The sequence below is a fragment of the Duganella vulcania genome (genome assembly GCF_009857655.1).
Taxonomy (GTDB): domain Bacteria; phylum Pseudomonadota; class Gammaproteobacteria; order Burkholderiales; family Burkholderiaceae_D; genus Rugamonas; species Rugamonas vulcania.
Map to the genome: position 1 here is coordinate 1 of NZ_WWCX01000131.1, position 12,226 is coordinate 12,226.

The window sequence follows — 12,226 nt, forward strand, 5'->3', positions numbered from 1 at the left end:
GCGCCGGCGCCGGCGCGCCGGTCTGGTGCGCCAACAGCCATTGCGCCTCGGCCGAGCCGCCGCGCGCGGCGGTCTCCAGCGCCAGCAGCGCCTTGTCGCGCAAATGCAACGCTTCCGGCGGCGCGGCGTGGTTCAACACCAGTTGCGCCAGCACCAGGCCAGCCTGTTCAACGCCGGCGTCGTAGGCGCGGTCGTACCAGGACAGCGCAGACGGCAGGCAATGTTGTGCGTGCTCGAATGGAACGTAGTTGCCGATCAACATCCAGGCCTCGTCCTGCTCCTGCAGCGCGGCGCGGTTCAGCCAATGCAGCGCCGTGGGCAGGCTGAGCGGCAAACCCGCGCCGCCGAACAAGTAGAGCTTGCCCAGCGCCAGTTGGCAGACCGCATCTCCCGCGCGCGCGCCCCGGATGATCCCTAACTCTTCTCGATTTGCCATCGTCTCACTATTAGTCCGATTCATCGAAGCGGGCGCAGCCGTGCTGTCTGGGCAGCCTAGGCGACCGTTGCTACTTATGAGTGTAGCGTGCGATCGGCGCCACACCCTAAACAATATGCGGTTCGCTTTGATTTTGCACAAGCGGCCTACCCCGTTTAGCCCTGTACGCTAAGAGCTGTTTTGGTGCCTGAATGAAAGGAAATAATGCGTTAAACCGGCCCCGGTGGCCTGCGTATCAAGCGTTTCAAAAATACAACAGGAAGCCCGGTTTCTTTGGCTTTCGACCAAAACTAGCCGTCATAATCAACCATTCCAGCGTTTTTGGCCTGATGAGATATTAAGGTTCCTCTCATCGAGGGTTGACTTGGCGACCCGCTAGCTTTGGCAGTATGCACGTTCACTCATAAAGGAATAACTCAAATGAAAAAATCTTTAGTGGCTCTGGCTCTCATGGGCGCATTTGCTGGCGCATACGCGCAATCGTCCGTGACCATCTATGGCACTGTGGATGCAGGGATTTCCAAGCGCACCGGCACCACCACCCAAGTGGGCAAGCGCGACAACAACAAACTCGGTTTCAAGGGCGTCGAAGACCTGGGCAGCGGCCTGAAGGCCATCTTCCAGCTGGAGATCCGCTACGAGCCGGACACCGGCGTCGTGGAGAACACCACCGCCACCACCAGCCGCCCACTGTTCCAGGGCCAAAGCCGCGTCGGCCTGCAGGGCGACTTCGGTACCATCCGCCTGGGCCGCGGCTTGACCCCCTTCCAGGAAACCAGCACCGCCTTCGAACCGTGGAGCGGCATGCCAGGCCCGGCCGGCTACCAGACCGACCTGCAAGTGGCCGGCTACACCAGCGATCCGCTGAGCCCAGCCGGCAACTCGAACAACCGCTTCTCGAACGCCGTGTTCTATAACACCCCGATGATCGCCGACATGTTCCAGTTGAACGTCGCCGTGGCCGCCAAGGAAGCCAACGGCAATCCGGCCATTGTCGGCAAGGGCACCACGCTCAATCCGCAATTCCCGGCCAACAGCGCGCCGCAGACCATGCCTTACTCGCTGAGCGCCACCGCCGCCAACGGCCCGTTCGCCGCCTATGCCGCGTACGAGAAAAACGCCATCGAAACCAAACTGTGGTCGATCGGCGCCTCGTTCAAGCCGATCAACGACCTGAAACTGATGGGTTCGTACCAGAAGCAGGACCAGAGCAACAGTACGCTGATCAATCCGAACACCAAGGCCTGGCTGCTGGGCGCCAACTACACCGTCGGCGCCGGCCTGATCCGCGTTGGCTATGGCCAGAAGACTCCGGACAACGCCCTGAACAACCCGGCCCTGGCCAAGACCAAGCAGGCGTCGATCGGCTACGACTACAACCTGTCGGCCCGCACCTACCTGTATATCGATGCCTCGAACAAGAAGGCAGCTACCACGCTGAATTTCTACAGCCTCGGTATCCACCACAACTTCTAAGCCGCGCAGTCGGCAAGAACTGCCGGCGCTTGGGTTGGGGAATGACGGGCATGGGCAACCATGTCCGTTTTTTTTCGTTTAGAATGACACTGCCTTTCCACCCTCGTAAATAAAGTACCTCAATGACTGTCCCACTGGATCACACCCTCGTCGCGCAATACCTGACCGAACACCCGAATTTCTTCGAAGAGCATGCTGAATTGCTGGGAGAAATCAAACTGGCCAGCCCGCTGACGGGACGCGCCGTGTCGCTGCAGGAGCGCCAGATGGAAGTGATGCGCGACAAGTACAAGGCGCTGGAATTGCGCATGAGCAATCTGATGCGCCTGGCGTCGGAAAACGAAGCGATCGCCAACAAGTTCCACCGCTGGACCAAGGTGCTGCTGGAAGCCGAAGATGTGGGTTCCATGCCACACGCCGTGGTCAGCGGCCTGAAGAACAGTTTTGATGTGCCGCAGGTCACGCTGCGCATCTGGGACACCGCGCCGGACTACCTCGGCGAATGGTTCGTCAACGGCGTCTCGGAAGACGCCCGCCTCTTCGCCAACAGCCTGATGGCGCCCTACTGCGGCACCAACAAGGATTTCGAGGCGGTGCGCTGGCTGGAGGACGCCACCGGCATCACCTCCACCGTGATCATTCCGCTGCGCAAGCCGGGCAACAAGAACGCCTTCGGCCTGCTGATCATGGGCTCGGCCGACCCCGCGCGCTTCACCTCGCTGATGGCCACCGATTTCCTGGTCCACATCGGCGAAACCAGCAGCACCGCGCTGGCCTGGCTGCTGGCCTGAGCACCGCCATGAGCGCCGGCCCGGACAGCAAGCTGGCCTGGATCGACGCTTACCTGGCCCAGCTGCGCGACCAGCGCCAGCTGTCGCCCCACACCGTCAGCGCCTACGCGCGCGACCTGCAGGAATTGGCCGGCCTCACCGCCGGCCTGGACTGGCCCCAGATCGACCATTTCGCCATCCGCCGCCTGACCGCCAAGCTGCACGCGCGCGAGCTCGATCCGCGCTCGATCGCCCGCAAGCTGTCGAGCTGGCGCGGCTTCTTCGACTGGCTGGGCGGCCAGGGCACGCTGGCGGCCAACCCGGTGCAGGGCGTGCGCGCGCCCAAGCGCGCCAAGACGCTGCCGCGCGCGCTGTCGGTGGACGACGCCGTGCAACTGGTGGCGCCGTCCCGCCCCAGCGCCGGCGCCGCGCCGCAAGCGGCCGAGCTGTGCAACCGCGCCATGTTCGAACTGTTGTATTCCAGCGGCCTGCGCGTGTCCGAGCTGGCCGGGCTGGACCTGACCGCCGGCAAGGATGCGCTGGGCTGGGCGGCATTGGACAACCGGGAAGTCGTCGTCACCGGCAAGGGCAACAAGCAGCGTGTCGTCCCTGTGGGCAACGCCGCGCTGGAGGCGCTGGCGGCCTGGATCGCCGTGCGCCCGGCGCCCACCGACGGCGGCAACGCCCTGTTCCTGAGCACGCGCGGCACGCGGGTGTCGCCACGGGTGATCCAGCAACGCCTGCAGGCCCATGGCGTGGCCAACGGCGCGCCGGTGCACGTGCACCCGCACATGCTGCGCCACTCGTTCGCCTCGCACGTGCTGCAATCGTCCGGCGACCTGCGGGCGGTGCAGGAGATGCTGGGGCATTCGAGCATCAGTTCGACCCAGGTCTATACCGCGCTGGATTTCCAGCACCTGGCCGAGGTGTACGACAAGGCCCATCCGCGCGCCAAAGTAAAATAGCGCGGCCCGTACTGACGTTGCTCAATCGGACGAATTGCTAGCGCCGGCCAAATTCCGGCATAATCGGCCGGTTGCATTTCTGCATTTGATCCCCATCTAGGGTTTCCCTCTAGACCAGACTGGTAAGCACCATGGCACTGATACCGACCACCATCCTCACCGGCTTTCTTGGCGCCGGCAAGACCACCCTGCTGAACCGCATCCTGCAGGAACAGCACGGCATGCGCATCGCCGTCATTGAAAACGAGTTTGGCCAGGAAAACATCGACAACGAAATCCTGGTGCAGGACAGCGGCGAACAGATCGTGGAAATGAACAACGGCTGCATCTGCTGCACCGTGCGCGGCGACCTGATCGTCGCCCTCAGCGGCCTGGCGCAGAAGCGCGAAGCCGGCGAGCTGCAGTTCGACCGCGTGGTGATCGAGACCACCGGCCTGGCCAATCCGGGCCCGGTGGCGCAGACCTTCTTTGTGGACGAGGAAGTGGGCACTCACTACATGCTCGACGCGGTGGTCACCGTGGTGGACGCGCGCCACGCCATGGACCAGCTGGACCAGCACGAGGAAGCCCAGCGCCAGGTCGGCTTCGCCGACAAGCTGCTGCTGTCCAAGACCGACCTGGTCAGCGCCGAGGACGTGGCCACGCTGACCGCCCGCCTCAAGCGCATCAACCCGCGCGCGCCGATCAGCACGGCGGACTTCGGCCGCGCCCCGCTGTCCGAGGTGCTGGACCTGAAGGGCTTCAACCTGAACGACAAGCTGGAGCTGGACCCGGATTTCCTGGAAACCGACCAGGCCCACGACGACGACCACGTGCATGACGAGCACTGCGGCCACAACCACGATCACAATCACGATCACGGCCACCACGGAGACCACGGCCACAACCACCACCACGCCCACCACAGCGACGACATCGCCGCGTTTGTGTTCAAAAGTACACGCCCGTTCGACACCGCCAAGCTCGACGAGTTCCTTGGCGGGCTGGTAAATGTCTACGGTCCTCGCATGCTGCGCTACAAAGGCGTATTGTTCATGAAGGACGCCGATCGCAAGGTCGTGTTCCAGGGCGTGCACCAAATCATGGGCAGCGACCTGGGCGCCAAATGGGGAGAAAACGACGTTCGAGGCAGCAAAATGGTGTTTATCGGTAAAAATCTGCCGAAAGATATCTTTATTAGCGGTTTAGAACAATGTCTGGTATAAACTATCCGGGTTTTGTGGGGATGGCTAAATAGCCACAAACTCCGGGCTGATTAATTGAAAACTCTGTCGTATCGAAGGTAAGCGAAGTTATGACCACCAAAACTAATAAATCGACCCCCGCCGCCGCCGACCGCATCCTGACCGAAGAAGAAATTCTGAAGATGGATGAAAAGGATTATATGAATCCGGCGCAAATGGCCTTCTTCAAAGCCAAGCTGCAAGCGCTTGAAAAGGAACTGCTGAAGAACGCCGGCGAAACCACCGAACACCTGCGCGAAACCGTGCTGGTGCCGGACCCGGCCGACCGCGCCACCATCGAAGAAGAGCACGCGCTGGAACTGCGCACCCGCGACCGCGAACGCAAGCTGCTGAAAAAAGTCCAGCAATCGATCGTCGCCATCGACGGCGGCGACTACGGCTGGTGCGAGGAAACCGGCGAGCCGATCGGCATTCCACGCCTGATCGCCCGTCCGACCGCGACGCTGTCGCTGGAAGCCCAGCAGCGCCGCGAACTGAAGCAGAAACTGTACGGCGATTAATTCGCCCGGACTTTAAAAAAAGCACGCAACCGCGTGCTTTTTTTACGGCAGCTACCGAGGTTCAGACGAGGATCAGCGTGGGACTGTTCTCCATCTTCAAGAAGGCCGACGCAACGCCCGCCCCCAGCGACGATGACGAGGCGGCGCGGCTGGCCGCCAACAGCGAGACCGAACGCCAGCAACAGCAGGCGCGCCAGCGCGAGATCGCCCGCGCCACCGCGATGAAGATCGACGCCATCGAATCGGCGATGACCTTCGACATCTTCAACGAGCCGGAGCCGGCCTGGGGCAGCCAGCGCGCCGCCCGCCCGGCCAGGCCCAAGGCCGCCGCCGGCCCCGACACGCAGGCGCTGGACGACCTGCCCACCACCATCCTGCTGCGCGACGACGACCTGCCGCAGCAAGCCGTGGCCGCCGAGACCGCCCCGGTGGTGGAGGAAATCGCCATCCTGTACGCCAACGGCCAGGGCGCCGTGGCCGAGCAGCTGCTGACCGCCAGCGTGGCCGAGGCCGGCGGCGACCGCACCGTCTGGTGGATGCTGTTCGACCTGTACCAGGTCAGCGGCCAGCGCGAGCGCTTCGACAACCTGTCGATCGACTACGCCAGCACCTTTGAAACCTCGCCGCCGCCGTGGAACGCGCCAGCCGAGCCGGCCTCAGCCTCCCCGGGCTGGGCCGGCCTGACGCCGACCGAAGCCTTCGCCGGCGTGCTCGATCCGCACATCGACGCCCAGCTGGAGCGCCTGCGCCAGGCCGCGGCCGCCAGCCCGGTGCTGCGGCTGGAATTTTCCCGCGTGACGGCGGTCGAACCGGCCGGCTGCGCGCTGCTGCTCGACACGCTGCGCAAGCTGCAGGCCCAGCAGCGCGAGCTGATCCTGGTGGGCGCCGACGCGCTGGCCGCGCTGATCCGCGGCGGCATCGCGGTCGGCCGCCGCGACGACACCGAGGCGCCATGGCTGCTGCTGCTGGAGCTGCTGCAACTGCTGAACCGCGAGAAGGAATTCGAGGAGACCGGCATGGACTACTGCGTCACCTTCGAAGTGTCGCCGCCGTCGTTCACGGCGCCGCACAAGGTGGCCACCGCCACGGCCCAGAAAGTGTCCGTCTCGCCGGACCGCTTCATGCTGCCGCCGCTGCTCGAAGGCCAGCTCGGCCCTTTACTCGGCCAGATCCAGCACTATGCTGATCAGTACCAGACCCTGGTGTTCGACTGCTCGCGCCTGAGCCGCATCGACTACGCCTGCGCCAACCAGCTGCACGCCAGCCTGGTCCAGCTGGACAAGAAGATCGAATTCCGCGACGTCAACCACCTGGTCACAGCGCTGCTGCGCCTGCTGGGCTTTGCCGACATCGCCAGGATTTACCCGCACAACTACTGAAACTTGCAATTTCCGGGACCAACCCCACTTTTCAGTCTTGTAGCAGTCCGCGTCATTACTTTGAGGTAACTATGGAACAATTTCACGGCACCACCATCCTGTGCGTGCGCCGCGGCAAGCAGGTCGCCTTGGGCGGCGACGGCCAGGTCACGCTGGGCAACATCGTCATGAAGGGCACGGCCCGCAAGGTGCGCAAGACTTACCAGGGCAAGGTGCTGGTCGGCTTCGCCGGCGGCACCGCCGACGCCTTCACCCTGCTCGACCGCTTCGAGGGCAAGCTGGAAAAACACCAGGGCAACCTGCTGCGCGCCTCGGTCGAGCTGGCCAAGGACTGGCGCACCGACCGCGTGCTGCGCCGCCTGGAGGCGATGCTGCTGGTGGCCGACAGCGAATCGACGCTGGTGATCACCGGCAACGGCGACGTGCTGGAGCCGGAGGACGGCATCGGCGCCATCGGCTCCGGCGGCAGCTACGCGCAATCGGCGGCCAAGGCGCTGGTGGAAAACACGGAACTGTCGCCGTCGGAAATCGTCAAAAAATCACTGACCATCGCCGGCCAATTGTGCATCTACACCAACCTGAACCACATCATCGAGACACTGGATCCAGCATGAACATGACTCCGAAGGAAATCGTCGGCGAGCTCGACAAACATGTGGTCGGCCAGGGCAAGGCCAAGAAGGCGGTCGCCATCGCGCTGCGCAACCGCTGGCGCCGCCAGCAGGTGGAGGAACCGCTGCGCCATGAAATCACGCCGAAGAACATCCTGATGATCGGCCCGACCGGGGTCGGCAAGACCGAGATCGCGCGCCGCCTGGCCAAGCTGGCCGACGCGCCCTTCATCAAGATCGAGGCCACCAAGTTCACCGAGGTGGGCTACGTCGGCCGCGACGTCGACACCATCATCCGCGACCTGATCGACATCGGCGTCAAGCAGACGCGCTCGGCCGAGATGGCCAAGGTGCGCGCGCGCGCCGAGGACGCGGCCGAGGACCGCGTGCTCGACATCCTGCTGCCGCCGGCGCGCGACTTCGGCTTCCACCCGGCCACGCCGGCCGAGGCGCCCAAGGAAGGCAAGGAAGGCGACAGCACCCGCCAGACCTTCCGCAAGCGCCTGCGCCAGGGCGAGCTGGACGACAAGGAAATCGAGATCGAGCTGGCCGAGAACGGCCCGCAGATGGAGATCATGGCCCCGCCCGGCATGGAGGAGATGACCGAACAAATCAAGTCGATGTTCTCCGGCATCGGCGGCGCCCGCAAGAAGGCGCGCAAGGTCAAGATCAAGGAAGCGATGAAGGTGCTGGTCGACGAGGAAGCCGCCAAACTGGTCAACGACGAGGAAATGAAGCAGAAGGCCATCCAGAACGTCGAGCAGAACGGCATCGTGTTCCTCGACGAGATCGACAAGATCGCCTCGCGCTCGGAAGTGGGCGGCGCCGACGTCTCGCGCGCCGGCGTGCAGCGCGACCTGCTGCCGCTGGTCGAGGGCACGACCGTCAACACCAAGTACGGCATGATCAAGACCGACCACATCCTGTTCATCGCCTCGGGCGCCTTCCACCTGGCCAAGCCGTCCGACCTGATCCCCGAGCTGCAGGGCCGCTTCCCGATCCGGGTCGAGCTGGAGTCGCTGTCGATCGCCGATTTCGAGCGCATCCTCACCAGCACCGACGCCTGCCTGACCAAGCAGTACGAGGCGCTGCTGGCCACCGAGAACGTCACCATCGAGTTCGCGCCGGAAGGCATCACGCGGCTGGCCGAGATCGCCTACTCGGTCAACGAGCGCACCGAGAACATCGGCGCGCGCCGGCTGTACACGGTGATGGAAAAGCTGCTGGAGGAACTGTCCTTCACGGCCAGCGAGGACAGCGGCAAGGTCATCACCATCGACGCGGCCTACGTCAACGCGCGGCTGGATGCGCTGGCGGTCAACGAAGACCTGTCGCGCTACGTCTTGTAAGGAGCGGGGATCATGGCGAACAAGGCACTGGCCACGCGGCAGAAGATGACGATACGGGTCGAGCCGTCGCAGAAGCCGCCGCGCAACCCGGTGGCGCTGGCGGCCAAGGCGCGCGTCGGCGGCGCCGGCCCGCACGCCAAGCCGCGGTCGGTCGACCGGCAGGCCGCCAAGCGCCTGCTGGCGAAGATCAGCCTGAAGCCGGATCCTGAGGAAAAGTAACCGTTAGCGGACGCCGGTGGTGGCGCCCGCTCTCGGGTTATCCGGTGCCATCCCTGCTGCGAGGGACAGCGTGCCCGCAGTGTCGCGCACTTATGCGCGATGTACCAATCGATTATCCCAAGCGCCGCTTTTCACACCGGCAAGTACCGTGTTACGATACCTTTTATTCTTTTGCCAAGGCAAGGTATGAGCTCACCGGAATTGCTGCTGCAAGTGCTGCGGACCCAGATGCGGGCCGCCGGCGTCACCTACAAAATGCTGGCCGAGCGGATCTCGATGAGCGAGTCCAGCGTCAAGCGCATGTTCGGCCAGCAGGACATGTCGCTGTCGCGGCTGGCGCAGATCTGCAAGGCGGCCGGGGTGGCGATGGAGGACGTGCTGCGCGGCGCGGCCGACGCCACGCCGCAGGCGGACGCGCTGACGCTGACGCAGGAAAAATCGCTGCTGGCCCAGCCCCACCTGCTGCTGATGGCGATCTGCTGCCTGGGCCACTGGACGCTGGAGCAGGTGCTGGAAACCTACAACCTGACCGAACCCGAATGCATCCTGCTGTTGGCCGAGCTGGACCGGCTGGGCGTGATCGAACTGAAACCGCTGAACCGCTACCGCCTGCGCGTGTCGAACGCCTTCCGCTGGCTGCCGGACGGCCCGGTGCAGCAATTCTTCCGCGAGCACGCGGTGCACGATTATTTCAGCGGCAGCTTCGACGGCGCCGGCGAGACCTTGCTGTGCCTGCCCGCGCGGCTGTCGCTGCCCAGCGCCGAGGAGCTGGTGGGCCGCATCCAGCAACTGGCCGGCGAACTGGCGCGGCTGCACCAGGGCGACCGCAAACTGGCGCCGCAGGACCGCGACGGCTTCACGCTGCTGGTCGGCTTCCGCTCGTGGGAGTTCGCCGCCTTCACCGCGCTGCGGCGCGCGCCCGCCGCAGCTTCGGCTACCAAATAGGTCCGAGGAACAGATAGGCGCTGCTGTTGCCGCCCTTGGTGGTGCCGGCGCCCAGGTAGAGCGGACCGAAGCGCGTATCGACCGCGAAGAAGCCGCTGGCCGCCTGGTGCAGCGAACCCCAGCGCAGCGGACTGCTCGGGCTGTACGCGCCGCCCGCCTCCAGCGAAAAGCCCAGCCGCACGTCGCCGCCCAGCGCGGCAGGCATCGCGCCGATGCTGCGCGCCATCACCACCCGGCCCAGCAGCGTGCGGTCGCCGATGATCGATTGCGGCGTCGAACCCGACAGGCGCAGGAAGCCGCCCAGGGTGTTGGCCGACGCGCCGCCCTGGCTGCGCGACCATTCCGCATACACATGGCCGGCCCAGCGGTCCACGTGGAAGGCCTGCAGCCCCTGCACCGCCTGCGTGGTCGGCACGGCGCCGGTGGACTCGCTGTGCACCAGCCGCTGCCAGCCCAGCGAGAACAAGGTGCCGCGGGTCGGGAAGGCCACCGTGTCGAGGCTGTCGATATTGAAGGACAGCTGCTGCACCGTCTGCATGTCCGAGCCCTCGGTGCGGTCCTCCGGTATGCTTTGGTGATACACCTGCTTCTGGCGCGACACGCTGTAGCGGATATCGCCCCAGCGGCCCAGCTGGCGGCCCAGCGCCAGCTCGCCGACCTGGCGGTTGTAGGCGTAGCGCGCCTGGCGGAAGCCGCTCGGACTGAAGATGTCGACCGCCGACGAATCGTATTGCAGCCCCGGCGCCACATACCACTGCGAACCCGCGCCCAGCGGCTGCCAGAACTGCACGCCCAGCGCGCGCTCGGTGCCGACCCGGCCGACCGTGCGCAGCTCGGCGCCCCAGTCGTTGAGCGACGACAGCACATGCATCACCTTCAGCTCGAACGCGTTGTTCTCGGAAAAATCGCTGGTCAGCTCGAGGCCCACGCGCAGGCGGCTGCGGGCCCAGTCGGCCTCGGTCGGCTTGATCAGCACGTTGCGGCCATCCTTGTCGTCATGCACCTCGGTCTCCACCCGCGCCAGATCGCCCCGCCCGAACAGCGCATTGCCGGCCGCCTGCGCCTGCTCGCTGGTGACCGGCTGCCCCACCTTCAGGCCGGACTGCACTTCCAGCTCCTTCGGATTGATGCGCCCGCTCGGCGCCACCTCCAGCTTGGCCAGCCGCACCGGCTGGTCGATGCCGACCGGCGCCGACAGCCGCTGCAGCTCGTACGCCGCGTACTGCGACTCGGGCAGCGCCAGCTTGACCAGCCTGGCGCTCATGGCCCGCACCGCCGCCTCGCCGGCCTTCATGGCGCGGTCGTGGCGGGCGAAGTCAAGAAAGCCGATGCCGCCCAGGTCCGGCGCCACCAGGATGTCGTCGGGGCGCAGCTCCTTGAGCGAGCGCTGCACGTTCTGCTCGGTCAGGATCTGCAGCATCTGCTGCGCCACGCTGACCGCGCTGATCAATTCCTTTTCCTGCGCCAGCGGCGTGCCGACGTTGACCGCGATGATGACGTCGGCCCCCATGTCGCGCGCCACGTCCACCGGCAGGTTGCGTACCAGGCCGCCGTCCACCAGCAGCCGCTGGTTCACCCGCACCGGCGCGAACACGCCCGGCACCGCCAGCGAGGCGCGCATCGCCAGGAACAGCGGCGTGTCGTTCAGTTCCACCAGCTCGCCCGTCACCAGGTCCGAGGCCACCGAGCGGAACGGCAGCTGCAGCAGGTTGACCGGCTTGTCGCGCGCGCCGTGCGGCAGCACGCGGGTCAGCGCCAGCTCCAGCGCCTCGTTGCCGGCGGCGGCCGGCGGCAGCGAGATGCCGTCCAGCTTGGCGCCGAACTCGATGCGCGACGGCAGCAGCAAATCCTCCTCGCGGCGGCGGTACACCAGCTCGTCGCGCGGCGGACGGTCAGCCACCACGGCGTTCCAGTCGGTGCGGCGCACCAGCTGCTCCAGCTGTTCGACCGAGCTGCCGGCCGCGTAGGCGCCGCCCACCACGCTGCCCATGCTGGTGCCGACCACGAAGTCCACCGGCACGCGCAGCTCCTGCAGGGCGCGCAGCACGCCGATGTGGGCAAAGCCGCGCGCGCCGCCGCCGGACAGCACCAGCGCGACCTTGGGCCGCGGCTTGGGCGCGCCGTCCGGCGCAGAGGTTTGCACGGCGGTTTGCGCGGCGGCGGGCGCGCCGATCGCGGCCGCCAAGAAAAAGCCGCAGCAAAAAGCTGCGGCCAGGGTACGGGAGATCACCATGGGACGGCCTATTGGGTACGATCGGGAGCGACGGTGGTGCCGGAGACGCTGGAGCGCGGCGGCGGTTGCTGCGGCTGTGGCGGCGGTTGCTGCTGTGGC

The 12,226-nt window shown here is 65.6% G+C and carries 12 protein-coding genes; 10 read left to right on the plus strand and 2 right to left on the minus strand.

Translation table 11 applies throughout. The features are described 5' to 3' along the window. The coding region (locus GTP90_RS32540; protein ID WP_503826776.1) for an SEL1-like repeat protein at positions 1–436 on the minus strand (436 nt) is incomplete at its 3' end. A gap of 420 nt (positions 437–856) precedes the next feature. Between GTP90_RS32540 and GTP90_RS32545 the strand changes: the two genes are divergently transcribed. The 10 genes from GTP90_RS32545 (at position 857) to GTP90_RS32590 (ending at position 9,894) form a co-directional block, all read left to right on the plus strand. Next, positions 857–1,912, plus strand: coding sequence for a porin (locus tag GTP90_RS32545; RefSeq protein WP_161087402.1), 1,056 nt, complete (start codon positions 857–859; stop codon positions 1,910–1,912). Between the two features lie 122 nt (positions 1,913–2,034). Further along, entirely contained in the window at positions 2,035–2,703 is a 669-nt protein-coding gene (locus GTP90_RS32550; protein ID WP_161087403.1) for a DUF484 family protein, read from the plus strand. A gap of 8 nt (positions 2,704–2,711) precedes the next feature. Next, positions 2,712–3,647 carry a tyrosine recombinase XerC gene (locus GTP90_RS32555; protein WP_161087404.1) on the plus strand — a complete coding sequence of 312 codons (936 nt, stop codon included), beginning with the start codon at positions 2,712–2,714 and terminating at the stop codon, positions 3,645–3,647. Positions 3,648–3,778: 131 nt separating this feature from the next. Further along, the gene (locus tag GTP90_RS32560) at positions 3,779–4,852 is read left to right on the plus strand and encodes a CobW family GTP-binding protein (RefSeq protein ID WP_161087405.1); all 1,074 of its coding nucleotides are present in this window, start codon (positions 3,779–3,781) and stop codon (positions 4,850–4,852) included. An 89-nt stretch (positions 4,853–4,941) separates the two neighbouring features. After that, entirely contained in the window at positions 4,942–5,391 is a 450-nt protein-coding gene (gene dksA / locus GTP90_RS32565) for an RNA polymerase-binding protein DksA (RefSeq protein ID WP_070271465.1), read from the plus strand. A gap of 77 nt (positions 5,392–5,468) precedes the next feature. Beyond that, a complete protein-coding gene (locus tag GTP90_RS32570; RefSeq protein WP_161087406.1) occupies positions 5,469–6,770 on the plus strand; it encodes an STAS domain-containing protein in 1,302 nt (433 codons plus the stop codon). Positions 6,771–6,841: 71 nt separating this feature from the next. After that, positions 6,842–7,384: an ATP-dependent protease subunit HslV gene (hslV, locus tag GTP90_RS32575; protein ID WP_161087407.1), complete on the plus strand. Its 543-nt coding sequence runs from the start codon at positions 6,842–6,844 to the stop codon at positions 7,382–7,384. Beyond that, positions 7,381–8,730, plus strand: a complete 1,350-nt coding sequence (gene hslU / locus GTP90_RS32580) for an ATP-dependent protease ATPase subunit HslU (RefSeq protein ID WP_175048327.1) — start codon at positions 7,381–7,383, stop codon at positions 8,728–8,730. The genes hslV and hslU overlap by 4 nt, the downstream gene beginning before the upstream one ends. Positions 8,731–8,742: 12 nt before the next feature. Beyond that, positions 8,743–8,949, plus strand: coding sequence for a hypothetical protein (locus GTP90_RS32585; RefSeq protein WP_161087408.1), 207 nt, complete (start codon positions 8,743–8,745; stop codon positions 8,947–8,949). Positions 8,950–9,135: 186 nt separating this feature from the next. After that, positions 9,136–9,894, plus strand: coding sequence for a helix-turn-helix domain-containing protein (locus GTP90_RS32590; RefSeq protein ID WP_161087409.1), 759 nt, complete (start codon positions 9,136–9,138; stop codon positions 9,892–9,894). On the opposite strand, the gene GTP90_RS32595 is transcribed toward GTP90_RS32590, so the two are convergent. Continuing rightward, on the minus strand, positions 9,884–12,127 hold the full coding sequence (locus GTP90_RS32595; RefSeq protein ID WP_161087410.1) for a patatin-like phospholipase family protein: 2,244 nt from the start codon (positions 12,125–12,127) through the stop codon (positions 9,884–9,886). The two genes, GTP90_RS32590 and GTP90_RS32595, sit on opposite strands and share 11 nt — an antisense overlap. Positions 12,128–12,226 lie beyond the last annotated feature (99 nt).

Coding starts and splice junctions, on each gene's coding strand:
- GTP90_RS32545 (WP_161087402.1), top strand. CDS start 857: ATGAAAAAATCTTTAGTGGCTCTGGCTCTCATGGGCGCATTTGCTGGC.
- GTP90_RS32550 (WP_161087403.1), top strand. CDS start 2,035: ATGACTGTCCCACTGGATCACACCCTCGTCGCGCAATACCTGACCGAA.
- GTP90_RS32555 (WP_161087404.1), top strand. CDS start 2,712: ATGAGCGCCGGCCCGGACAGCAAGCTGGCCTGGATCGACGCTTACCTG.
- GTP90_RS32560 (WP_161087405.1), top strand. CDS start 3,779: ATGGCACTGATACCGACCACCATCCTCACCGGCTTTCTTGGCGCCGGC.
- dksA (WP_070271465.1), top strand. CDS start 4,942: ATGACCACCAAAACTAATAAATCGACCCCCGCCGCCGCCGACCGCATC.
- hslV (WP_161087407.1), top strand. CDS start 6,842: ATGGAACAATTTCACGGCACCACCATCCTGTGCGTGCGCCGCGGCAAG.
- hslU (WP_175048327.1), top strand. CDS start 7,381: ATGAACATGACTCCGAAGGAAATCGTCGGCGAGCTCGACAAACATGTG.
- GTP90_RS32585 (WP_161087408.1), top strand. CDS start 8,743: ATGGCGAACAAGGCACTGGCCACGCGGCAGAAGATGACGATACGGGTC.
- GTP90_RS32590 (WP_161087409.1), top strand. CDS start 9,136: ATGAGCTCACCGGAATTGCTGCTGCAAGTGCTGCGGACCCAGATGCGG.
- GTP90_RS32595 (WP_161087410.1), bottom strand. CDS start 12,127: ATGGTGATCTCCCGTACCCTGGCCGCAGCTTTTTGCTGCGGCTTTTTC.